Origin of the sequence: Nisaea denitrificans DSM 18348 (genome assembly GCF_000426505.1) — a bacterium.
Classification (GTDB): domain Bacteria; phylum Pseudomonadota; class Alphaproteobacteria; order Thalassobaculales; family Thalassobaculaceae; genus Nisaea; species Nisaea denitrificans.
Genome location: NZ_AUFM01000011.1, coordinates 103,383 through 124,564 on the forward strand (window position 1 = coordinate 103,383; position 21,182 = coordinate 124,564).

The following is a 21,182-nucleotide window of genomic DNA, read 5'->3' on the forward strand; positions in this document are numbered from 1 at the left end:
AAGAGCGGGCCCGACAGGCCCGGTGAGGATAAATCATGACGACTGAAACCCTTTATGAGGGCGGTGCAATTCTCGACGGAGAGGGTGCCAATCTCGAAAATCACGGTGTGATGGTGCGTGACGGCAGGATTGCCGAGGTGGCGCCGCGCGATCGTTTTCAGGGGTTCACCGGTTTTCGGGTCGATTTCACCGGCGGCACGCTGCTGCCGGGGCTGGTCGATTGTCATGTGCATCTCTGCATGGGCGGCGAGGGCAACCCGGTTTCGGTTCAGTCGATGATGACGCCGGGCCAGATCACCATGGCGGCTTACAAGCACGCGCAGACCTCGCTGATGGGCGGTATCACCGCGCTGCGTGACTGCGGCGGCAAGGACTATCTGGAATTCGCGGTGCGCGATGCCTGCAACAGCGGTGCTCAGATCGGTCCGAGCATTCTTTGTTCCGGCAAGATCATCTGCATGACCGGCGGACACGGCAACCGCAACGGCCGCATTGCGGACGGGCCGGACGAGGTAATCAAGGCCGTGCGCGAGCAGATCCATGCCGGCTCCGACCTGATCAAGCTGATGGCGACAGGCGGCGTAATGACGCCGGGTGTCAGCCCGGAAGATGCGCATTTCACGGCCGAGGAAATGGCCGCCGGAGTGGCAGAGGGCAAGCGTTTCCACAAGCGTACCGCCAGTCATGCCCAAGGCGGTCTCGGTATCCTGAACGCCGTCCGCGCCGGTGTTGCTTCCATCGAGCACGGCATCTTCATGGACGAGCAGTGCCTGAAGGAAATGCTGGAGGCCGGGACCTATCTTGTGCCGACCCTGTCGGCGGTGAAGAACATCGTTGCTAACAAGGATAATGGTATTCCGGCGCAAGCCGTGGAAAAGGCCATCCGGGTCGAGGAACGGCACATCCAGTCGATCCAGATGTTCTACAAGGCCGGCGGCAAGATCGCCATGGGGACGGATGCGGGCACGCCGTTCAACAAGCACGGCAAGAACGCTCTGGAGCTGCGCTACATGGTCGATATCGGGATATCGCCAATGGACGCGATCATCTTCTCTACCCGCAACGGCATCGACCTGATGGGGCTGGAGGAACGCGGCACGGTCGCTGTGGGCAACCATGCGGATCTGCTGATCGTTGATGGCGATCCGCTGGCCGATATCGACCGTGTTGCGGATCGGGCGAACCATCGTATGGTGGTGAAGAACGGTGTTCCGGCTCGGATCCGCACGGATTCAGCCGAGCACGAGACGCGCAGTCCGGCGGACAATGTGCTCCGCTTTGCCAGTGCCGCCAACGCGGCTTTCTGAGCCAGGGTCGCGAACGCGGCCTTTTGATTTCGATTAACGGAGCTAGTTCCCAATGCCAATCAATAACAGGATCGCCGAGTTTCACGAGGAAATGACCGCATGGCGGCGTGAGTTGCACCGGCACCCCGAAACGGCTTTCGAGGAGCATTGGACCGCCGCGTTTATCGCCGAGAAGCTCGAAAGCTTCGGCATAGAGGTGCATCGGGGACTGGCCGGAACCGGCGTGGTCGGCACTCTGAAAGGCAATGGCGAGGGCGGTGCCATCGGCCTGCGCTCGGACATCGATGCACTCGATATCACCGAGCAGACCGGTGTTGAATATGCCTCGGAAAACCCGGGCAAGATGCATGCCTGCGGCCATGACGGGCATACCACCATGCTGCTCGGCGCGGCCAAGTATCTGGCGGAGACCCGGAACTTCTCTGGCACCGTCCAGTTCATCTTCCAGCCGGCTGAGGAGAACGAGGGCGGCGGCCGGGTGATGGTCGAGGAAGGCCTGTTCGAAAAGTTCCCGGTGGACTCCGTCTGGGGCATGCATAACTGGCCGGGCATGCCGGTTGGCACCGTTGCGGTCCGCCCGGGCCCGATGATGGCCGCCTATGACATGTTTGAGCTCGACATCAAGGGCGTCGGCGGTCACGGCGCCATGCCGCATCTCGGCATTGATCCGATTCTGGTTTCCGCGCAGGTCGTCTCCGCCCTGCAGAGCATCGCCAGCCGCAACGTCGACCCAATGGATGCTGTGGTGGTCTCTGTCACCAAGATCCATGGCGGCGATGCCTACAACGTCATCCCCGGCATGGTTCAGCTCGCCGGCACCACCCGGTCCTTCCGTCCGGAAGTGCGGGACATGATCGAGCCGAAGATGAAGCAGATCATCGACGGTGTCTGCGCCGGTTTTGGCGCGACCGCAGAGTTGCGCTACGAAAAGCGCTATCCGCCGACCGTGAATTCCGAAGCCGAGACCGCGATAGCGGCCCAGGTCGCCGAGCGTCTGGTCGGAAACGAGATGGTCGTCCGCGACCCGACCCCGAGCATGGGCGGCGAGGATTTCGCCTTCATGCTGGAGAAGAAGCCGGGTTGCTATATCTGGATGGGCAATGGCGGCGGCGGCGAAGGCAAGATGCTGCATAACGCCGGTTACGACTTCAACGACGAGGCTCTGCCCTGGGGCGCCAGCTACTGGAGCCAGCTTGTCGAGGATCAGTTGCCTCGCGCGAGCTGATCCCGGTATCGGTTGTGAGAGGCGCTTCGGTATGCTGACGGTCCGGAGCCTTGTAAGACTGCATCTCGGCCCTCTCGATCTTGAGGTTGCAGCCGGGCAATGCGTTACGTTGCGCGGCCGCTCGGGTTCCGGAAAGTCTGTTTTCCTGCGGGCGATTGCCGATCTTGATCCTTCCGAGGGTACTGTCGCACTGGACGGCCGGGATCGTAACACCATGTCGGCGCCTGACTGGCGGCGGCAGGTCGGCTATCTGCCTGCGGAGCCCGGCTGGTGGGCCGACCGTGTAACGGCGCATTTCGCCGACTGGAGTGCGTGTCGGCCCATGGCCAAGCGGCTGGGACTGGATCCGGCAGCGGGAGACTGGTCCGTCTCCCGCCTTTCCTCGGGGGAGCGTCAACGTCTCGGTCTTGTCCGGCTTCTTGAGAACCAGCCTCGCTGCCTGATTCTCGACGAGCCGACAGCCTCACTCGACGAAGCGGCAATGGCGGTGGTCGAGCAGCTTGTCGCGGAACATTGCGAGGCAGGTGGGAGCTGTCTCTTTGTGACCCACGACCCGGCACAATTCAAACGAATCTCCCGGCAAGGCTATCGTCTGGAAGAAGGCAAGCTGGTCCAGGAGACAGCCGCGTGAGTTACGTAACGCTCGACTATGTGGATCTTGCCCTCGCGGCTTCATTGCTTCTGATCAACGGTGCGGTTTCCATCGCGCTCTCTCTAGGTCTTGCCCGTAGCCTTGCCATCTCCTCGGTCCGGATGGTCGTGCAGCTTCTGCTGATCGGGTTGATCCTCGATTTCCTGCTGGCCACGGTTTCACCCTTCTGGACCGGACTCGCCGTGCTGGTGATGCTCGGGTTTGCCGGGTACGAAGCAATGGCGCGGCAGGATCGGCGGCTGAAGGGGTTCTGGGCCTATGGGCTCGGCACCGGGGTGATGACGCTGGCCGCCCTTCTGGTGATGAGCTTTGCCCTGATCACACAGGTTGCGGCCGATCCCTGGTATCACCCGCAATATCTGCTCCCCTTGCTTGGCATGGTGCTTGGCAATTGCATGACCGGCGTGGCGCTCGCCATTCGCTCCATTACCAGCGCTTTGGCCGATGGTAAGCAGGCCGTTGAAGCGCAACTGGCCCTTGGCCGGACATTCCGGTTGTCGGCCTTGCCCATGGTACGCTCGGCCCTCAGGACGGCAATGACCCCGACCATCAATTCAATGGCGGCGACAGGCTTGGTCTATCTGCCCGGGATGATGACCGGTCAGATTCTTGCCGGGATCGATCCGGTCGAGGCTGTGAAGTATCAGCTTCTGGTCATGTTCCTGATCGCCGGGGCAACCGCAATCGGCGTTACCGGGGCTGTATTCGCCATCAGCCGGCGCCTTTCGGACCAGCGACATAGATTGAGGTTGGACCGGTTGACGGATGCAACGGCGAACTGACGAAAATTAGCTTTTGTTTAGGGAATTTTTCACTGAATTTCGGTAAAGTTTTATTCTATTTAAATCGTCCGATACTTGGAATTTTCGATCATCTGAAGTATATTTTTTACGACAATGGTATAAGTGCTGTGCTTTTATTGGCCTCTAAAGATTGACCCGGCCGCTTGAACGGTGGGCATGTGCGTCCGCGCACACAGGGGAGCCGAAACGGAATATCTCGGCAGGGATTTTTAAACTATGAATCATATTTCCAGAGACCATGGCGATAGGTCGCAAAATGATCGCCTGCAAAGAACCAAGGATCGCAAGGAATTGACGCCGGTCGCTGTTAAGACAGTGGCGACGTTGTTTGATCTTTGGGCGTTGCCGGAGCGCAAGGCTGCCAAGCTTATGAATGTCGACGAGGCGACCTGGGCTGCGATGGACGACGGCAGCTGGAAAGGCATTCTTTCGGCTGAGCAGCTTGAGCGTACGTCCGCATTCGTTGCGATCTATCGTAGCCTTACCGCGATTTTCGGGGAAACGAATGGGGAAAGCTGGCCGACGACGAATAATCGGCTCGACCCATTTCGGGGCAAGCCTCCGGTAGATTTCATGGCGACTGGTGATATCGACAAAATTCAGGCTGTCCGCCGCCATTTGAAAGTGGTCCAGGAGGCTGCGGCGGTGTGATCCGGTAATCAACATTGCCTGTCTAATTAGCGCGTAAATCAGTTTCCCTCTTCTGCCGCTCTTGCTACGGTCTGCAAATGAAAAATCCTGATAATTCAATGCACTCACAGGTAGAGCCGCCGGAGCTTACAGACGATGAGATCCGGCGGGCAGGGAGCGCCATTCTCGATGGGCGCTTCCGGGACGAATTCGGCAGCGACGTCCATCAGATCAGCTTTGTTGAGGAGATGGACAGTCTGGCCGAGCCGAAGCTCGCGTTTCTCTACAAGCTCTGGCTCGACAAGGCCGACCCGCAGACGGGGCTGCATAACCGCGCAGATTTCGACATGCTGTCCATGCTGCCTGCTGTCGGAAATATCATGATCCTGGATGTGCTCAGGAATGGTTTCGACGCCCGCTATCGGCTGTACGGCACCGAAATTTCAGACTCGTCGTCAAAAGACTGGACCGGTCACACGGTCTCCGAGATGAACCGGGCAACCCGGCACGAGCTGGCACTGATGTATCGTGCGGTCTATCTCGCCGTTTGCGAGTCGAACCGGCCGATTTACTCGGAGCATCTGGCGCCGGTCTGGCTCAGCGGAAAGATCTGGCGCCGCGTGGTTCTTCCTGTCTCTTACGGCGGCGATGTTTGCGAGCAGTTTATCGTCGGAAACATCCCGGTCTCGTCGGTTCCGACGGATACCGGACGGAAAGACGGGCTGCTCTAGGTCCTTCGGAGTTGTGGCCGAATTAGCTGCAGGGGGCGTTGTAGAGCCAGCCGCCGTCGGGGTGGGGCCGGGCATAGACGTCGATCGACTGATCGAACCGCACATAGCAGGAAAATAGCGGCAGGGTCATGAAGTTGGTCAGCACCAGCGAAACCGTGTCTCCGCCGTACAATGTTCCCGCCAGACAGATCTTCGTCCGTCCATTGCGCGCCAGCCGGAAGCTCGTCCGCTCGCGCGTTTTCAGCTGGATCCTGCCGGTGATGGTGAAAGGCGCGCGATTACGGACCAGCACGCAAAGCTCACCAGTCTGCCCGGCGCCGGGCGGTGCTTTGCCATCGCGCCGGTTGACCACGGTCGGCTGCTCCTCTTCGCAGGCTGCAAGGCCGAGTGTGGCAACGAAGATCAGCATAAGGGAGAGGGCGCGGAAGCGGTTCATGGGGCCAAGCTAGAGACGGGCTGGCGAGGCGTCAATGCGGCGCGGCAACTCATCGTCCGTGCTGGCTCAGAGCGCGCGGATCAAGCGCGTCCTGCAATCCGTCGCCGAGGAAATTGAAAGCGATGACGGCGGCAAAAATCAGCAATCCCGGCCAGACTGCGAGCATCGGTGCGACCGAGATCAGGTCCTGTGCTCCGGTCAGCATGTTGCCCCAGCTCGGGATTGGGGGCTGGATGCCGAGACCGAGGAAGCTGAGGACGCTTTCGAACAGGATCACGTTGCCTATGGTCAGGGTCATGGCGACCAGTATGGGAGATGCCGCGTTCGGCAGCAGATGGCGTAACAGAATGCGGGACGGCGGCAGGCCCTGGGCGCGGGCGGCCTCGATGAAATCCCGTTCCCGCAGGCTGAGGACCGTTCCGCGGACCAGCCGTGCCGTTGTCGTCCATCCGACAAGCGCGATGATGATGACGATCCGGTAGAGGCTGAAACTCTCCGAATGCACCAGCTCCGAAGGCAGGCCGATCTTTACCGGGTCGATGGCGGCCAGCACGATCAGCAGGGGCAGTAACGGCAGGGATATTACCCCGTCGGCGAGCCGCATCAGCACGGCGTCCGCAATGCCGCCGCGATAGCCGGCCAGCAGACCGATCAAGGTGCCGATGACGGTCGCGCTCAGCGCGGCTGCGAGGCCAACCGTCAGCGACACCCGGCCGCCCTCGAGGAGCCGCATCAGCAGATCCCGGCCGATCTCGTCGGTGCCGAGCGGATGATCGGCCGATGGTGCCGCTGCGATGTTGAAGAGATCGATGGATGTGGCGTCGATGCCGACAGCGGCACCGGTCAGTGGAGCGCTGAAGCATGCGAGCAGCAGGCCTGCGAGGAGAACGAGGCTGGCGGTGGCGGAACCGTTGCGTCTCAGCCGTGCGAAGGGGCTACGCCTTTGAACGGCATGTATGGTTGCCATGCTCATGCCGGGCGCCTTCCGGTCAGCCGAATGCGCGGATCGATAAGAGTATAGGCGATGTCAGCGGCGATATTCGCGGCCAGGGTGATGGCTGTGGCCAGAAGCAGTCCGACAAGGGCGAGGTTGTAATCGTTCCCCATCACCGCGTCATAGATCGTCTTGCCCATGCCGAGATAGGCGAACATGGTCTCGACAATCAGGGCGCCGGAGAAGAGAGCGCCGAAATCGAGCGCCATGATGGTGATCACAGGGATCAGCGCATTGCGGAAACCGTGACGCCAGAGAATGGCTCGTTCGGTGACGCCTTTAGCGCGCGCCGTGCGGATGTAATCCTCACGCAACACCTCGATCATCGCCGCCCGGCCGTGGCGGGTATATTGAGCGAGGCTGGCGACGGCGAGGGTGATGACGGGAAGTACAAGATGGGCTGCCCGGTCGTCAAATCCGCCATCGCCGATGGTGGCCATGCCGCTCGCTGGAAACAGACCGAGAGTGACGGCGAAAAGCAGGATGATCAGCAATGCGAGCCAGAACGCCGGGACGGATATTCCGGCAAAACAGAGCAGGTTGATCAAACGGTCCGTGAGGCTTCCGGGACGGCGTGCGGCAGCGACACTCGCCGGCAGGGCAATCGAGACCGCAACAAGGAATGCCAGTCCCATCAGCAGCAGGGAGTTGAGCAGCCTTGGTGCCAGGACATCCAGAACCGGTGCACCAAACAGCCTGGAATAACCAAGATCGCCATTGAGTGCGCCGGCCAGCCAATCGCCGTAACGCTCCAGAAAAGGTCGGTCGAGGCCATGCAGGGCACGCAGGCGCGCCACATCGGCGGATGTCACGTTCGGATCACCGGCCAGCATCAGGTCGATCGGATCGCCCGGCATCAGGGCCAGCAACCCATAAGTCACGAAGGACATGACCCAGAGTACGATCAAGGCCTGGAAAATACGGCGAACCAGAAATCCGGTCATGGCGATCCGGGAGTTCTCATGACGTTACTGGCATGGCGTTACTGGCTCGCACTTGATCCGTCGCGCCACTGCTCGACCCAATAGGTGGAGCTGTACTTGTGTCCGGTCGGTCTCAGCCCTTTCAGCCATTTCGGCAGGATATAGGCATCTGAACGAAAATAGAGCGGAAGGACCGGCAGGTCGGTGGAATAGAGGGTCTGCTGCTCGGCCCAGAGCGCCCGGCGTTTTTCCCGGTCGAGCTCAATCTCTATGGCGTCGATCAATCCGTCCATTTCCGGGCTGCTGTAACCGGTGACGTTCTGACCGGACCAGTTGTTTGCTTCGGTCGGGATAGCGGTTGAATAGAGCGTGGTTTTAGGCAGGGATTCAGGAGCGGAGAGCCAGGCGAACATGGCCATGGCCGGGAATTTGCGTTTCTGGACGGTCTCGCCAAAGAACACCCTGGCCGGTTCGTTCCGGATCGTCACCTCGACCCCGACCTTTTTCCAGTAGTTCTGCAGTACCTGCTCGACCAGCTCCCGGATCCGGTTGCCAGCGGTGGTCATGATCTCGAGGCTGAGTTTCGTACCGTCCGGCTTGTGGCGCACGCCATTCTTGATCTCTGTCCAGCCAGCCTCCTCCAGCAGCGCCTTGGCGCGCGACGGGTCATAGGGATAGAGGGGCAGCTTGTCATGGTAAGCCCAGTCCAGCGGGTTGACTGCGCCGTGGGCCACCGGCTGGTTCCCGGCAAACAGCTTGTCCGAGATCGCCTTGCGGTCGATGGCGTGAAGCAGGGCACGGCGCATCTTGATGTCGGCCAGCACCGGGTTGTCGAGATTGAACTCGATATGCTCGTAAATCAGGCCGGGCTTGTAGATCACGTCGAAAGTGTCGCCATGACGCTTCTCGAAGCCGAGCGCCTGGTCGAGGGTGAGCCCGGCTTCGCCCGCGATGTAATCGATTGAGCCGGAGAGCAGGTTGGCTTCGAGCGCGGCCGTTTTCTCGATGGTCTTGACCACGATACGCTCGAAGACAGGCTCCCTTCCCTGCCAGTGCTCGTTCCGGGTCAGCACGATATAGGCGCCTTCATTCACCTCCGTAACCCTGTAGGGGCCGTTATAGAGGCCGGGCGTGCCGGGGGCGGTCTTGTAGAGGGTCCTGTTCTTGTATTCCCGCGGGTTGGCGAAAGCGTCGCGCTCCAGATGGACAGGCAGGAGCTGGAAATCGCCGAGCGTGTTGTAGCGGTAGTCGATCTTGTCCCGGACGATGGTGAAGGTACGGTCGTCCTCGACCTCGATATCGAGGATTTCCTGATAGCTGTTGGCATCCGCGACACCGGTTTCCGGATGGCGCCCGACCTCCCAGCTGAACCGGACGTCATCGGTGGTGATTGGCGTGCCGTCACCCCAGATGGCGCCCGGCTTGATCGTGTAGGTCGTGCGCACACCCTCCCGGCCGGTTTCCTTGCCTGCCGGGTTGAGCACCGGAAAGCGTTTCGCCCGCGTGTTCTCGAAGGTCGGCAGCTCGGTGCACCAGAGGCAGATCGGCTCCCAGTCATGGCCGAAGATTGTCATCTGACGCTGCGCCATGCCGAGCACATAGGTCTTCACCAGCATGGAATCGATCATCGGGTTCAGCGTTGTCGGGAACTGGGTTATTCCGATGACGAGCTGTTCACGCGCGTCTGCCGGGCGGGCAAGGGAAAGTGCGGAAAGAAACAGGAGCAGCCAGAAGGTCAGGACGCGGGCGGATCGTCGCATCGGGGGCTGTCTCCGTCTCGGTGGATTGATCTTGTAAGAATAAGCGGCGCGGCGGGGGATTTCCAGCGCCGCGCTCCGGTATTGATAAATCAGGTCAGCGGAATATCCAGCACGTGTTTCCTGAAGGCTGGACGCGCGGCGATCCGGTCGTACCAAGCCTCAAGAGCGGGCATGGACGGCCGGTCCTGTATCAGGGTCATCCAGCGGTAGCAATTGATGGCAATCGCGATGTCCGCCATTGTCAGCCTGTCGCCCATGATGTAGTCGCGACCCGTCAGCCGCTCATCGAGGATCTTCCAGATCGGGATCATGTTATCCCGCGCACCTTCGATTGCCGCCAGATCACGCTCTGCTTCGGGTGTCCGGACCAGGCCCCAGAAAATCACCGTGATCGGGGCCAGAACGGTGGTCTGCAGCCAATCCATCCAGCGGTCCGCATCTGCATAGGCGCGGGGGTCCGCCGGGGCCATGTCGCCAGCCGAGTACTTGTTGCAGAGATAGCGAACGATGGCGTTCGATTCCCAGAGGACAAAATCGTCCTCGATAATCGTGGGGACCCGGGAGTTGGGGTTCAGGGAGAGGTAGTGACTGTCTTTCGTGTTGGCGAAGGCACCGCCGAAATCCTCGCGCTCGTTCGGTATCGACAGCTCCTCGCAGAGCCAGGTGACCTTCTGCACGTTGCTCGAATTGTTGCGGCCGAGAATCCTCAGCATCACGCTTCCCCCATTTTGATTTTTAGCGGTTCGTTTTTATCAGACGTCGACGGTCTCGCGGCTTGCGGCCCATCCATCCGGATCGCGCAGGAACTGCCGCACTTCATTGAGCTGCGCTTCGGTGAAGCCGCGCTTTTCCGCCGCGGCCAATACGTCCCACCAGGTGCAGAGCCCGTGCAGGTCGACGCCTTTTTCCTTCATCGACGTGGTGCTCTGCGGGAAGTTGCCATAGTGGAACACCACGAAGCAGTGAGCTACCTCGCCGCCGGCCTCGCGGATGGCGTCGATGAAGGAGAGCTTGGAGCCGCCATCTGTCGCCAGATCTTCGACCAGCAGGATGCGCGCGCCGTCCTCGAAGGTGCCCTCGATCCGGGCATTGCGGCCGAAGCCCTTCGGCTTCTTGCGGATATAGAGCATGGGCAGGCCGAGCAGATCCGCGATCCAGGCGGCGAAGGGAATGCCCGCCGTCTCACCGCCGGCCACGGCATCGAACTGCTCGAACCCGGCTTTCTGGGCAAGCAGCTCAACACCCATCTCCATCAGCTGCTTCCGGGCGCGCGGGAAGCTGATGATCTTGCGGCAATCCACATAGACCGGGCTGAGCCGGCCGGAAGTGAAGGTGAACGGCTCTTCCGGGCGGATATGCACGGCTTCGATTTCGAGCAGGATATTCGCTGCGGTCTCGGCGATGCTCTGGCGGAAGTCGGGGGTCTGGCTCTCGTCCATCGACGGGGATCTCCAAAGGCGGGCTGGTCGATTTTTTGGCGAGCATAAACCAAGCGTCAGCGCTGTTCACCCTCGGAAAGCAGGATTGTTTTCAAGCGGTCGTGAGAAAGCGTGGCAACCGCCTCTGTGAGGACGAGAGTGCCCCGGTGCAGTACCGCGATCCGGTCGGCGACAGCGAGGGCCGTGGCCGTGCTTTGTTCCGCCAGAAGCACGGCGGCTCCTTCATCCGCAAGCCGCCGGATGGCGGGGAACAGCTCCTGGCAGATGACCGGGGCAAGGCCGAGGGAGGGCTCGTCCAGCAGCAGAATCTCCGGGCGCTGCATCAGCGCGCGGACGATGGCGACAACCTGTTGCTGTCCGCCGCTGAGGCTCCAGCTCTCCCGGTCGAGAATGGTGCCGAGCAGGGGGAAAAGATCTGTGAGCTCTTCGATCCGTGCGAGGCGTTGCCCGCTTGGTGCCTGCATCGCCGCATGCAGCGTGTCCGAAACGCTCATGCCGGGGAACAGGCGGCGCCCTTCGGGGCAATATCCGATGCCGCGCCGCGCCCGGTCGGGTGTGCCAACGCCGTTTAGTGACTGATCACGGAACAGGATGTCGCCCACCATGAGCGCTTCCAGTCCCATGGCTGCCCGCAACAGGCTCGATTTACCGGCGCCATTCAGGCCGATCAGGGCGACGATCTCACCCGGTTCGACATCGAGCGTGAGATCGCGCACGGCCATCGCGCGGCCGCGCTGCACAGAAACATTCCGGAAAGACAGCAGCGGGGCACTCACAGCGGACTCTCCCCGAAATAGGCGTTGATGGCCGCCGGATCGCGGGCAACCTCGTGGGGCGATCCCTCGGCGACAACGCGCCCGGCGCTGAGGCAGATCACCCGGTCCGCCAGGGGCAGCAGGAAATCCATCGCATGGTCGATCAACAGGATGCCATGACCCGCATCCGCCAGCCGTTTCAACAGGGTGGCAAGGGCGGCCCGCTCCACCTCGTTCATGCCGGCCGCAGGTTCATCCAGGGCAAGGATGGAGGCGCCGGTCGCGAGCGCGCGGGCGATTTCGAGGTGCTTCAGGGCGGCTGGCGGCAGTGTTCCCGCGCGTTCGTTCGCGTGGGTGGAAAGCCCGGCTTCAATCACCCGGGCCTGGGCGCTCTCGCCTTTCGTTGCGATGGCCTCGACGGTTTCCAGCACGGTCAGATCCGGTGCGATCTGCGGATGCTGGAAGCTGCGGCAGAGACCGGCGCGGGCAATGTGTTCCGGCGGCTTGCCGGTAATGTCGGCATCACCGAGCAGGATGCGTCCGCCATCCGGTTTTTCGATGCCGGAGAGCAGATTGACCAGTGTTGTCTTGCCGGAGCCGTTCGGGCCGATCAGGCCGAGGATTTCGCCGGGGGCAAGGGTGAGGGAGGTGCCGTCGAGCGCGGTCACGCCGCCGAACCGTTTTGAGACTGTCTCAACGGACAGTGTGAGAGGGGCAGGATCGTGCGGTGCCTCGGCATCGGCCGTCTCGACCGGGGGCATTTTGCTTTTCCCGAACAGGCCGGCAAGCCCGCGCGGCAGGAAGATGATGGCGGCGAGCAGGGCGACGCCATAGACCACGAGATAATAGTCGGCAAAATCCCGGAACCATTCCGGCAAATGGACGAGCAGCAAGGCACCGAGGATAGCCCCCAGTGGCGAGGCGCGCCCGCCGATCACGGTCATGGCGAGGATCAGCACGAGAACATGGAATTGCAGCACGTCTGGCGAGACGACGCCAACCGCATGCGCCTGCAATGCTCCGGCAAGACCGCCAAAAGCCGCGCTGGCGACGAAGAAGCGAAAGCGGATCGCAGATCCGTCGATGCCGAGCGCGGCGGCGGCTAGCGGTGCTTCCCTTAGGGTCTCGACCTTGAGCCCACGCTGCCCGGCGGTCATGCGGTGAGAGACAGTAAGGGCAAGTCCGACGCAGGCCCAGACAAGCAAGGTCAGCGGTAATCCATGCCCGAAAGAGAGGGTGCCTGTTTCGATTGGCGGAACCCCGTAGAGACCGTTCGCGCCGCCGGTGACGTCCGTCCAGTTGGTGGCGACCAGCAGGGCGAGCTGGGCGATGCCGAGGGTGGCGAGAGCGAAATAGTGCGAGGCGAGACGGAGCACGGGAATGGCGATGAGTGCGGCCAGAAGGCTCGGCAACAGAACGCCTGCGGCCAGCGTCAGCGGAAACCCGAGGCCGAGTTCCAGCGCGCCAAGACCCGCCGCATAGGCGCCGAGCCCGAAGAAACATCCTTGCGCCAGTGACAGGGCGCCGAGACGGCCGAAGATGAGCTGATAGCCGATGGCGGCGATGGCATAGATTCCGGCACGGGTCAGGACGTGCAGCGCATAATCGCCGGCAAAGAACAGGGCATAGAGCGCCAACGCAATGGCGGCGACGCCCAGAGCCAGACGGGAGCGCGGATCAGACACGGGCACGTGCCCGCTCCGGCAGCAACCCGGAAGGCCGGAACACCAGCATGATCAGCAGCAATGCGTAGAGCAGGGCTTCGGCCACCAGATAGGAGGTGAGCGCGGCGACGAGGGTCTCGAAGATGCCGATCAGCAGCGCGCCGATCACGGCCCCGTCGAGCCGTCCCCAGCCGCCGATGGTGACCGCGATATAGGCTTTCAGCATGAACAACCCGCCATCGTTCGGGCTGACGAAGAACTGGTTGGACAGCAGCAGTCCGGCCGCGCCCGCAAGCGCGATGGCGAGCGCGAAGGACAGCGTGATCATGCGTTTCGGCCGGATGCCGATGGCGGCGGCCATTTCCGGATCCTGTGCTACGGCCCGCATCTGCCGTCCGGTCTGGGTGCGGCCGAGAAACAGGCCCGTGCCGGAAATCAGCACGGCCGCACAGATCATAACGGCGATCTGCTGAAGCGAGATGGAGAGGGCGCCGACTGTCACGCCATTACCGGAGATCAGCGGTGGTCCAGCGCGGGGCGCAGCGCCGAAAACGGCGTTCGCCAGATGCTGCAGCACCAGCCCGGCGGCGATGGTGCTGACGAAGACCGCGACCTGGTGACGTTTGCGGACGGGGAAATAGGCAATCCAGGCGAACCCGGCCCCGATCAGTCCCATCAGGCCCATCACCAGCGGCAACAGCAGCAGGCCGGGCAATGCCGTCGCCTCAGCGATCAGCGGGGCGAGCGCGATGGACACGAAGCCGCCAGCCATGACCAGCTCGCCCTGGGCGAAGTTCACCGCTCCCGCCGCATTCAGCACGATGACGAAGCCGAGCGCGATCAGGGCATAGGCGGCCCCGAGAGCGAGGCCGTTCAACAGGATCTGGGTGAGGGCGATGGCTGTCATGGCTGGGGCAGTGCCGGGATGAGTCCTATTTCACGCCGCTGACATTTTCGTAACGTCGCTTGATCGCGGGGACCGCGCTTTTGCCGTCATAGCAAACCACGACCGCGTCATGCGCCATGTTGCCCTTGCCGTCGGATTTGTAGGTCATCGCCAGCCCGTCATAGCTGTTGCTGGCGAGCCAGTCGCGCACTTCCGTGGCAGTCCTGGCGCCGGCATTCTTCGCCGCGATCAACATGGAGACACCGTCATACTGGGCCAGCGCGAAAGCGTCCGGCTCGGTGCCGAAACGGGCCCGGTATTCTGCCGTGAAATCCTCGACCGAACCTTCCGGCTCGGAGATTGGCGAGGAGGCGCTTTCGGCACAGACACCGGCGAGCTGCTTCGGCTCCAGCAGGGCAGCCGTGGTCGGCTGGTGCATGGCGGAGCCGGCAAGGATCGGCAGGGCGATGTTCTGGTCCCGCGCCTGGCGGATCACCAAAGCGGTGGAGCCGGAATGCAGATGCAGCAGGATCAGGTCGGGTTTGGCTTCCTGCATTCTTGTCAGGGCTGGCAACATGTCCTTCACGGAGATGTCGATGGCTTCCTCGAATACCAACGGCGCGCCGAGATCCTGCATGATCCGGCGCAGATGTTCCGCGCCGCTCTGCCCGTAGGCGGTGGTTTGATACAGCAGAGCCGGACGCTTGGCGCCGAGCTCCTCGACAGCGTAGTGAGCCTGCGCGACTTTCACCACGCTGTCGCCCGGGAAGAAACGGAAAACCCAGGGAATGCCGATCTCGGTGATCTTCGCCGTGCCGGAAACGGTGAGCAGCGGCACACCGGCGCGGCCCGCGATTGGCAGCATGGCCAGCATCTGCGTCCCGAGCATGGAGGCAACAGCGGCGCTCGGCTTGCCTTCAAGTGCGCGGCGCAGGGCGGTTACAGCGCCTTCGGGTGAAGTGCCCGTATCGGTCACTTCAGCGTCCAAGCTGAGATCCTTGCCGAAACGCTCGACAGCCAGCACCGCGCCATTGCGCTGGGAGCTGCCCTCAAGCGACAGGAAGCCGGTGATCGGCACCAGCACGGGGATTGTCTCGGCTTTTGCGATTGGCGCAGTAGCCATCAGCGCGGTCAGCGCAATGGCGGCGGATTTCAGGAACATTCCCGGCACTCCAATAGACCCGCTCGACGGAACGGCAGATTCAAAATAGGGGCGAGAGGAATGTTACGCGACCGCAAGTGCGGTCTCGTGACGTCTCCCTGCGCCGGCATGACCCGGATCAGGTTCGATGGGTATCCTCTCAGTTCCGGCCGCGAAGTCCGAAACACCCCAGCATCACGGGGTCAACCTGCGGCGCGGTCGCGGGATTGTCAAGGGAAGGGCAGGGGCAGGCGACGTGAGCGATTTGAAACGGATTAGTTCCACGGAGTGGTTTGTCCGGCGGCGTCCCCTGACTATTATGCTGCCAACAAGAAATCCTGATGCGGAGGAAGTTCCCAATGTCGAAAATCAAAATCGCTGTCATTCCCGGAGACGGGATCGGCTGGGAGGTGATCCCGGAAGGCATCAAGGTGCTGGAGGCGGCCGGGGCGAAGTTCGGCATTGAGTATGATTTCACCGAATTCGACTGGAGCTGCGAGCGCTATAAGAAGACCGGCATGATGATGCCGATCGACGGCATCGAGCAGCTGAAGGAATTCGACTCGATCTTCCTCGGCGCCGTCGGTTTTCCGGGCGTACCGGATCATGTTTCGCTCTGGGGCCTTCTTATCCCGATCCGCCGGGAGATGGAGCAGTATGTGAACCTGCGTCCGATCCGCATGCTGAAGGGCATGAATTGCCCGCTGGCGAACCGGACCTCGGAAGATATCGACTTCTATGTCGTGCGGGAGAATAACGAGGGCGAATACTCGTCCATCGGCGGGCGCCTGTTCGAGGGCACGGACCGCGAAATGGCGATGCAGGAGAGCGTCTTTACCCGGACCGGAACCGACCGGATCATGCGCTTCGCCTTCGAGCTCTGTCAGCGCACGGGCAAGAAGAAGGTGACTTCAGCGACCAAGTCCAACGGCATCATTCACACCATGCCTTACTGGGACGAGCGCTTCGCGGCGATCTCGAAGGAATACCCGGATCTCGCGACGGACCAGTATCATATCGACATTCTGGTCGCTAATTTCGTGCTGCATCCGGACTGGTTCGATGTGGTCGTCGGCTCCAACCTGTTTGGCGACATTCTCTCCGATCTCGGCCCGGCCGTGGCTGGCTCTATCGCCATCGCGCCGTCCGCGAACATCAATCCGGAGAAGAAGTATCCCTCCATGTTTGAGCCGGTGCATGGCTCTGCCCCGGACATCGCCGGCAAGGGGATTGCTAACCCGATCGGGCAGATCTGGTCCGGCGCCATGCTGCTGGAGCATCACGGGCATCAGGAAGCGGCGGACGCCATCGTTGCGGCCTGCGAGACGGTGATTTCAGGCGGTGGGCCGAAGACCCCGGATCTCGGCGGTCAGGCCACGACAGCCGATTTAGGCGATGCCATCGCTGCCGTGCTCCGGGACTGAGCTTATGCAGTCTCCCGTTTATTTCGAGGACCTGGAAATCGGCCAGGTCCTCCGCTCGCAGCGCAAGACCATGACGGAATCCGAGATCATCGATTTCGCCTGGAAATACGACCCGCAGCCCTTTCATATCAGCGTACCGGACGCCGAGGAGAGCCATTTCGGCGGCGTCATCTCCAGCGGCTTCCAGACCCTTGCCGTCAGCTTCAGGCTGGCCTGGCAGGCGAACGGGCTGCAGGCGACCAATCTTGGCGCCGGGACTATCGATCAGCTGAACTGGCTAAAACCGGTGCGGCCGGGAGACACGCTCAGTGTCGAGATGGAAGTGATGGAGAAACGTCCCTCCCGCTCAAAGCCGGACAGGGGCTTCGTCCGTTTCAAGTACACGACCTTCAATCAGGACGGGGAGGCGGTGATGACCATGGAGTGCCCGCAGATCGTTTCTTGCCGTACATGACGGATCTGCGACTCTTCTGCGTCATTTTGTGGGTTTAGAGTCTCGGCGGAGTCTCTAAACCTTCATGACGTTGCGGCGTGCCGGTCAACGCTTCTGAGTAATGTCGCGGCCCTTGGGAAGGGGCCGCATGTCACATACTCAAAGCCAGCCTGTTATTCAGGTCACGAACGTCTCCAAGACATTTCCGAACGGGCGCAGGGCGCTTGACGGGGTTTCGATCTCGCTTGATGCCGGGGAGATGGTGGCGCTGATCGGTGCCTCCGGCTCCGGCAAGTCGACGTTGATCCGTCATATCGGCGGCCTGATCGTTGCCAACAAGGGCGCTGACGGTGGCGAAATCTCGGTGTTCGGCGATCAGGTGCAGGCCGGAGGCCGCCTGACCGGCGATGTGTCGCAAGTGCGCCGGCGCCTTGGCGTCATCTTCCAGCAATTTAATCTGGTGCCGCGTCTGACGGTGCTGACCAATGTGCTCGCTGGCCGGCTCGGCCGGATGCCGAAATGGCGCGGCACCCTGATGCAGTTCACGCACGTGGAAAAGCAGCGTGCGATGCAGGCACTCGGCCGTGTCGGTATTGCCGCGACGGCGCGACAGCGCGCGGCGACGCTTTCCGGTGGGCAGCAGCAGCGCGCGGCTATCGCCCGCTGTCTCGTCCAGGAATCCGAGGCCATTCTCGCCGACGAGCCGATTGCTTCGCTCGATCCGGCCTCGGCCCGGCGGGTGATGGAGACGCTCTCGGACATCAATCGCAGCGAGGGGACCGCCGTGCTCGTCTCTCTGCACCAGGTCGAATATGCGCGGCGTTACTGCAAGCGCACTATCGCCATGCGGGACGGCCGGGTCGTTTTCGACGGCCCGTCCCACGATCTCACCACTGCTTTTCTCCGTGAAATCTACGGCGAGGCCAGCGAAGAGCTGATCCTCCCCGATGCCGAGGATTTCGCGGAGGCACATGAAGTGGCGGAAGAGCGGCTCGCCGCATCCGCCTGAATCCATTTCCAGTATCAAGAGGAGTTGATCCCATGACCATTTTCACCCGCCTGACCGCCGCCGCGGTTCTGGCCACGGGCCTTGCCGCAAGCGCGGTGCCGGCACTGGCCGACAGGGAAGACCCGAAGGAAATCAACTTCGGCATCATCGCTACGGAGAACAGCTCCGCCCAACGCGAGAAGTGGGGGCCGTTCCTGAAGGCGCTCGAGGCCGATCTCGGCATGCCGGTGAAGCCGTTCTTCGCGGCTGATTATGCGGGTGTGATCGAAGCCATGCGCTTCGACAAGGTCGATATCGCCTGGTACGGCAACAAGTCCGGCATGGTCGCCGTTGACCGCGCGGGTGCCGAGATCTTTGCACAGACGACCGAATCCAACGGCGATCAGGGTTACTGGTCGGTCATGGTCACGCACAAGGATTCGGGGCTGAGCTACGAAGACGTCATGAAGTGCGACAAGAGCCTGAATTTCGGCCTTGGCGATCCGAACTCAACCTCGGGCTTCCTGGTGCCGTCTACCTTTATCTTCGCCAAGGAAGGCGTTGATCCGAAGGAATGCTTCAAGATTGTCCGCAATGCAAACCATGAGACCAACCTGATCTCCGTCGCGACCAAGCAAGTCGATGCGGCCGTTGCGTCCTCCGGTGGTCTCTACAAGCGCCTGAAACTTGCCAAACCGGAACTGTTTGCCGAGATCAAGGAAATCTGGCGCTCCCCGCTGATCGCATCCGATCCGATGGCCTGGCGCCCGGAACTGAACAAAGATCTGAAAGCCAAAATCATGAGCTTTTTCATGACTTATGGCCGCCTTGGCAGCGACGCCGAAGTGACCAAGGCGCGTGAAATCCTCGCCATGATCGATATGGGCCCGTTCGTGCCGTCCTCGAATGCCCAGCTCTGGCCGTTCTATGAGATGGACCAAATCCGTCAGCGCATGTCCATTCAGGGTGACGACACTTTCTCCCAGTCCGAGAAGAAAGAGAAGATCGCCAAGATCGACGAGAAGATCGCGGATATCCGCCGCGCCGCCGAGGCTCGCCCTCGCAAGTAATCCAGATCCCGGTCCGGTGTTTCGCCGGGCCGATATGCGGGGGCCATGTGGCCCCCGCTTCTTTTCGGGAACCAAGTCCCATGAGTGTCAGCCATGAATAATAGTGCCGCCAACGGAACCCAGCCCCGCCTTGAGGACATCGTCGTGCCTGGCCGTGGCCGCCAGGAGCAAGCGTTCGACTACCTGCTCTGGGGCACTTTCCTGATCATGCTGGTCTGGAGCTTCGTGCCGTCGGACATGAACCGTATCGGGGATGTGTTCAGCGGCGGCGGTAACATGGCGATGTTGCTGTCCGATTTTCTGGAGCCCAATTTCCGTTACTGGCGGAGTTATCTCGATCTGATGCTGGAGACCGTGCAGATGGCGGTCTGGGGGTCGTTCCTCTCGGTCGTGTTCGCGGTCCCCTTTGGTCTGATGGCATCGTCAAACCTGGCCCCGACCTGGCTCAGTTTTCCGGTGCGGCGCCTGATGGATGCGTTCAGGGCTATCAACGAGCTGGTCTTCGCACTGGTTTTTGTCGCGGCTGTCGGGCTCGGCCCGCTTGCCGGGGTGCTGGCGCTGGCCATTCATACAACGGGCACACTCGCCAAACTCTTCTCCGAGGCCGTTGAAGCCATCGATCCGCGGCCGGTCGAAGGTATCCGGGCTACCGGGGCGACGAGCTTGCATGAAATTGTCTTCGGGGTGATTCCGCAGGTTCTGCCACTGTGGATTTCCTTTTCGCTCTATCGGTTCGAAGCGAATGTGCGCTCGGCCACGGTGCTGGGGATCGTCGGGGCAGGCGGCATCGGCATGTCGTTGTCGGAGTCCCTGCGGGGCTTCGATTACGGCTCGGGCGCCGCGATCCTGCTGATTATTCTGGCGACTGTCTCATTGTTCGACATTTTTGGCGCGCGGTTGCGCAAAGTGGTGATCGACGGTGAGGATCACGCGCAGTTCGTCGGCTATCTTGCGATGCTGACGGCGATTATCGTTGGAATCGAAATCGTTCTGCGGGCCGGACCCCTCTGACGACGGGGGCGGGCGACTGAGGAAATCGGGATTAGGGAAATTGTTGCAGGAACCGGCAAGCACGCGTGAAAACGGGAAACTGAAGTCCCGACTCTAACGCCGCAATTAATTCTCGCGGATACCGCGTCCAAGAAGAACGCCACCAACAAGCGCGACCACACACCAAGTCACGATCACCATCGCAAGAGTTATCATGTATACTCTCCTACTCAATGGTGACAATCATATCGCGGGATCGTGGTTAACGCAATATTAACCAGTTCGAAAAACGAAAAATAATTTAGTATTAAAATAATGGCTTTTGCCCTGGTTGCAGGGCGCATTCCTCTTGTGCGCCCTGCAAGGTATTGGAATCAGTCGAGTTCTGCCACCTGATCGCCTTCGAGTGGAACCTTGAACGCATTGATGGTCATGGAGATCAGCGTGTAGTAGCCGAGCAGGCCGACAAGGTCGATCAGCCGCTGTTGACCCAGCACTTCGACCGCCTCGGCATAGAGAGCGTCGCCGATTTTGTGGGTTTCGTGCAGGGCGCGGGAGACGTCGTGGACGACACGCTCGTCGGTTTTCTCGAAGCGCGGTGTGCGCCGGTCGCGGATGGCGTCCAGAATTTCCTCCGAGATACCCGCCTTCAAGGCGAAGGGCTTATGCACCGACCATTCGAACTGAGCGCCCCAGAACCGGCCCGTGACCATGATGGCGAGCTCGGAGAGACGCGGCTCGAGGGTGCTGTCGTACCGGGCAAACTGGCCAAGTTGCTGTGCCTTGTCGGCCAGGGCCGGACTGTGCAGCCAGATCTTGAGCGGGCCTTCGACCCGGCCGCGGGGACCGTTGACGATGGCATCGTGGATTGTCCGCTGTGCGTCGGACATATCTGCGGGCTTGAGAGCGGGGACACGTGACATGGTGCTGG

At 61.5% G+C, this 21,182-nt stretch carries 22 protein-coding genes and 1 riboswitch; of the genes, 11 read left to right on the forward strand and 11 right to left on the reverse strand.

Going from position 1 to position 21,182, the window contains the following annotated elements; translation table 11 throughout:
- Window positions 1–35: 35 nt before the first annotated feature.
- The 6 genes from K328_RS22040 to K328_RS0101280 all read left to right on the forward strand — a co-directional run bounded on the left by K328_RS22040 (window position 36) and on the right by K328_RS0101280 (window position 5,348).
- Window positions 36–1,307, forward strand: coding sequence for a metal-dependent hydrolase family protein (locus tag K328_RS22040; RefSeq protein ID WP_084608037.1), 1,272 nt, complete (start codon window positions 36–38; stop codon window positions 1,305–1,307).
- Between the two features lie 52 nt (window positions 1,308–1,359).
- The gene (locus tag K328_RS0101260; protein ID WP_028464411.1) at window positions 1,360–2,532 is read left to right on the forward strand and encodes a M20 aminoacylase family protein; all 1,173 of its coding nucleotides are present in this window, start codon (window positions 1,360–1,362) and stop codon (window positions 2,530–2,532) included.
- Window positions 2,533–2,563: 31 nt separating this feature from the next.
- A complete protein-coding gene (locus K328_RS0101265) occupies window positions 2,564–3,163 on the forward strand; it encodes an ABC transporter ATP-binding protein (RefSeq protein ID WP_028464412.1) in 600 nt (199 codons plus the stop codon).
- Window positions 3,160–3,966 carry an ABC transporter permease gene (locus K328_RS0101270; protein ID WP_028464413.1) on the forward strand — a complete coding sequence of 269 codons (807 nt, stop codon included), beginning with the start codon at window positions 3,160–3,162 and terminating at the stop codon, window positions 3,964–3,966. The genes K328_RS0101265 and K328_RS0101270 overlap by 4 nt, the downstream gene beginning before the upstream one ends.
- A gap of 237 nt (window positions 3,967–4,203) precedes the next feature.
- Entirely contained in the window at window positions 4,204–4,638 is a 435-nt protein-coding gene (locus K328_RS0101275; protein ID WP_028464414.1) for an antitoxin Xre-like helix-turn-helix domain-containing protein, read from the forward strand.
- 98 nt (window positions 4,639–4,736) lie between these two features.
- Window positions 4,737–5,348, forward strand: coding sequence for a PAS domain-containing protein (locus K328_RS0101280; RefSeq protein ID WP_028464415.1), 612 nt, complete (start codon window positions 4,737–4,739; stop codon window positions 5,346–5,348).
- A gap of 22 nt (window positions 5,349–5,370) precedes the next feature.
- Here the strand turns inward: K328_RS0101280 and K328_RS0101285 are convergent, their stop codons facing one another.
- The 10 genes from K328_RS0101285 to K328_RS0101330 form a co-directional block, all read right to left on the reverse strand.
- Window positions 5,371–5,784, reverse strand: coding sequence for a hypothetical protein (locus K328_RS0101285; RefSeq protein WP_036553016.1), 414 nt, complete (start codon window positions 5,782–5,784; stop codon window positions 5,371–5,373).
- A gap of 49 nt (window positions 5,785–5,833) precedes the next feature.
- Entirely contained in the window at window positions 5,834–6,757 is a 924-nt protein-coding gene (locus K328_RS0101290; protein WP_036553018.1) for an ABC transporter permease, read from the reverse strand.
- On the reverse strand, window positions 6,754–7,722 hold the full coding sequence (locus K328_RS0101295) for an ABC transporter permease (RefSeq protein ID WP_028464418.1): 969 nt from the start codon (window positions 7,720–7,722) through the stop codon (window positions 6,754–6,756). Before K328_RS0101295 ends, K328_RS0101290 begins: the two co-directional genes overlap by 4 nt.
- A gap of 38 nt (window positions 7,723–7,760) precedes the next feature.
- The gene (locus K328_RS22045) at window positions 7,761–9,461 is read right to left on the reverse strand and encodes a peptide ABC transporter substrate-binding protein (protein ID WP_036553019.1); all 1,701 of its coding nucleotides are present in this window, start codon (window positions 9,459–9,461) and stop codon (window positions 7,761–7,763) included.
- An 89-nt stretch (window positions 9,462–9,550) separates the two neighbouring features.
- Window positions 9,551–10,174, reverse strand: a complete 624-nt coding sequence (locus K328_RS0101305) for a glutathione S-transferase family protein (RefSeq protein WP_028464419.1) — start codon at window positions 10,172–10,174, stop codon at window positions 9,551–9,553.
- A 39-nt stretch (window positions 10,175–10,213) separates the two neighbouring features.
- Window positions 10,214–10,900, reverse strand: a complete 687-nt coding sequence (locus tag K328_RS0101310) for an orotate phosphoribosyltransferase (RefSeq protein WP_028464420.1) — start codon at window positions 10,898–10,900, stop codon at window positions 10,214–10,216.
- Between the two features lie 56 nt (window positions 10,901–10,956).
- Entirely contained in the window at window positions 10,957–11,676 is a 720-nt protein-coding gene (locus K328_RS22050; RefSeq protein WP_036553020.1) for an ABC transporter ATP-binding protein, read from the reverse strand.
- Window positions 11,673–13,346, reverse strand: coding sequence for a branched-chain amino acid ABC transporter ATP-binding protein/permease (locus K328_RS0101320; RefSeq protein WP_051284271.1), 1,674 nt, complete (start codon window positions 13,344–13,346; stop codon window positions 11,673–11,675). The genes K328_RS22050 and K328_RS0101320 overlap by 4 nt, the downstream gene beginning before the upstream one ends.
- A complete protein-coding gene (locus K328_RS0101325; protein ID WP_084608038.1) occupies window positions 13,333–14,226 on the reverse strand; it encodes a branched-chain amino acid ABC transporter permease in 894 nt (297 codons plus the stop codon). The genes K328_RS0101320 and K328_RS0101325 overlap by 14 nt, the downstream gene beginning before the upstream one ends.
- Before the next feature lie 25 nt (window positions 14,227–14,251).
- Complete coding sequence (locus K328_RS0101330) at window positions 14,252–15,367, reverse strand: ABC transporter substrate-binding protein (protein WP_036553021.1); 1,116 nt, start codon at window positions 15,365–15,367, stop codon at window positions 14,252–14,254.
- A gap of 77 nt (window positions 15,368–15,444) precedes the next feature.
- A riboswitch (TPP riboswitch) is annotated at window positions 15,445–15,548 on the reverse strand.
- Window positions 15,549–15,705: 157 nt separating this feature from the next.
- Here K328_RS0101330 and K328_RS0101335 point away from each other — a divergent pair.
- The 5 genes from K328_RS0101335 (at window position 15,706) to phnE (ending at window position 20,272) form a co-directional block, all read left to right on the forward strand.
- Window positions 15,706–16,770, forward strand: a complete 1,065-nt coding sequence (locus K328_RS0101335) for a tartrate dehydrogenase (protein WP_028464424.1) — start codon at window positions 15,706–15,708, stop codon at window positions 16,768–16,770.
- Window positions 16,771–16,774: 4 nt separating this feature from the next.
- Complete coding sequence (locus tag K328_RS0101340; RefSeq protein WP_028464425.1) at window positions 16,775–17,224, forward strand: MaoC family dehydratase; 450 nt, start codon at window positions 16,775–16,777, stop codon at window positions 17,222–17,224.
- A gap of 127 nt (window positions 17,225–17,351) precedes the next feature.
- Entirely contained in the window at window positions 17,352–18,212 is an 861-nt protein-coding gene (phnC, locus tag K328_RS22055; RefSeq protein ID WP_036553022.1) for a phosphonate ABC transporter ATP-binding protein, read from the forward strand.
- A 32-nt stretch (window positions 18,213–18,244) separates the two neighbouring features.
- Window positions 18,245–19,261, forward strand: coding sequence for a phosphonate ABC transporter substrate-binding protein (gene phnD / locus K328_RS0101350; RefSeq protein WP_028464426.1), 1,017 nt, complete (start codon window positions 18,245–18,247; stop codon window positions 19,259–19,261).
- A gap of 93 nt (window positions 19,262–19,354) precedes the next feature.
- On the forward strand, window positions 19,355–20,272 hold the full coding sequence (phnE, locus tag K328_RS0101355) for a phosphonate ABC transporter, permease protein PhnE (RefSeq protein WP_084608039.1): 918 nt from the start codon (window positions 19,355–19,357) through the stop codon (window positions 20,270–20,272).
- A gap of 353 nt (window positions 20,273–20,625) precedes the next feature.
- Here phnE and K328_RS0101365 read toward each other — a convergent pair whose 3' ends face one another.
- On the reverse strand, window positions 20,626–21,174 hold the full coding sequence (locus tag K328_RS0101365) for a carboxymuconolactone decarboxylase family protein (RefSeq protein ID WP_028464428.1): 549 nt from the start codon (window positions 21,172–21,174) through the stop codon (window positions 20,626–20,628).
- Window positions 21,175–21,182: the final 8 nt, after the last annotated feature.

Bases quoted from the DNA above. Each gene is read 5' to 3' on its own strand.
- K328_RS0101365 (WP_028464428.1), bottom strand. From the start codon at position 21,174: ATGTCACGTGTCCCCGCTCTCAAGCCCGCAGATATGTCCGACGCACAG.
- K328_RS22040 (WP_084608037.1), top strand. From the start codon at position 36: ATGACGACTGAAACCCTTTATGAGGGCGGTGCAATTCTCGACGGAGAG.
- K328_RS0101260 (WP_028464411.1), top strand. From the start codon at position 1,360: ATGCCAATCAATAACAGGATCGCCGAGTTTCACGAGGAAATGACCGCA.
- K328_RS0101335 (WP_028464424.1), top strand. From the start codon at position 15,706: ATGTCGAAAATCAAAATCGCTGTCATTCCCGGAGACGGGATCGGCTGG.
- K328_RS0101295 (WP_028464418.1), bottom strand. From the start codon at position 7,722: ATGACCGGATTTCTGGTTCGCCGTATTTTCCAGGCCTTGATCGTACTC.
- K328_RS0101265 (WP_028464412.1), top strand. From the start codon at position 2,564: ATGCTGACGGTCCGGAGCCTTGTAAGACTGCATCTCGGCCCTCTCGAT.
- K328_RS0101285 (WP_036553016.1), bottom strand. From the start codon at position 5,784: ATGAACCGCTTCCGCGCCCTCTCCCTTATGCTGATCTTCGTTGCCACA.
- K328_RS0101310 (WP_028464420.1), bottom strand. From the start codon at position 10,900: ATGGACGAGAGCCAGACCCCCGACTTCCGCCAGAGCATCGCCGAGACC.
- K328_RS0101330 (WP_036553021.1), bottom strand. From the start codon at position 15,367: ATGTTCCTGAAATCCGCCGCCATTGCGCTGACCGCGCTGATGGCTACT.
- phnC (WP_036553022.1), top strand. From the start codon at position 17,352: ATGTCACATACTCAAAGCCAGCCTGTTATTCAGGTCACGAACGTCTCC.
- phnD (WP_028464426.1), top strand. From the start codon at position 18,245: ATGACCATTTTCACCCGCCTGACCGCCGCCGCGGTTCTGGCCACGGGC.
- phnE (WP_084608039.1), top strand. From the start codon at position 19,355: ATGAATAATAGTGCCGCCAACGGAACCCAGCCCCGCCTTGAGGACATC.
- K328_RS0101340 (WP_028464425.1), top strand. From the start codon at position 16,775: ATGCAGTCTCCCGTTTATTTCGAGGACCTGGAAATCGGCCAGGTCCTC.
- K328_RS0101305 (WP_028464419.1), bottom strand. From the start codon at position 10,174: ATGCTGAGGATTCTCGGCCGCAACAATTCGAGCAACGTGCAGAAGGTC.
- K328_RS0101290 (WP_036553018.1), bottom strand. From the start codon at position 6,757: ATGAGCATGGCAACCATACATGCCGTTCAAAGGCGTAGCCCCTTCGCA.
- K328_RS22045 (WP_036553019.1), bottom strand. From the start codon at position 9,461: ATGCGACGATCCGCCCGCGTCCTGACCTTCTGGCTGCTCCTGTTTCTT.
- K328_RS0101280 (WP_028464415.1), top strand. From the start codon at position 4,737: ATGCACTCACAGGTAGAGCCGCCGGAGCTTACAGACGATGAGATCCGG.
- K328_RS0101275 (WP_028464414.1), top strand. From the start codon at position 4,204: ATGAATCATATTTCCAGAGACCATGGCGATAGGTCGCAAAATGATCGC.
- K328_RS0101325 (WP_084608038.1), bottom strand. From the start codon at position 14,226: ATGACAGCCATCGCCCTCACCCAGATCCTGTTGAACGGCCTCGCTCTC.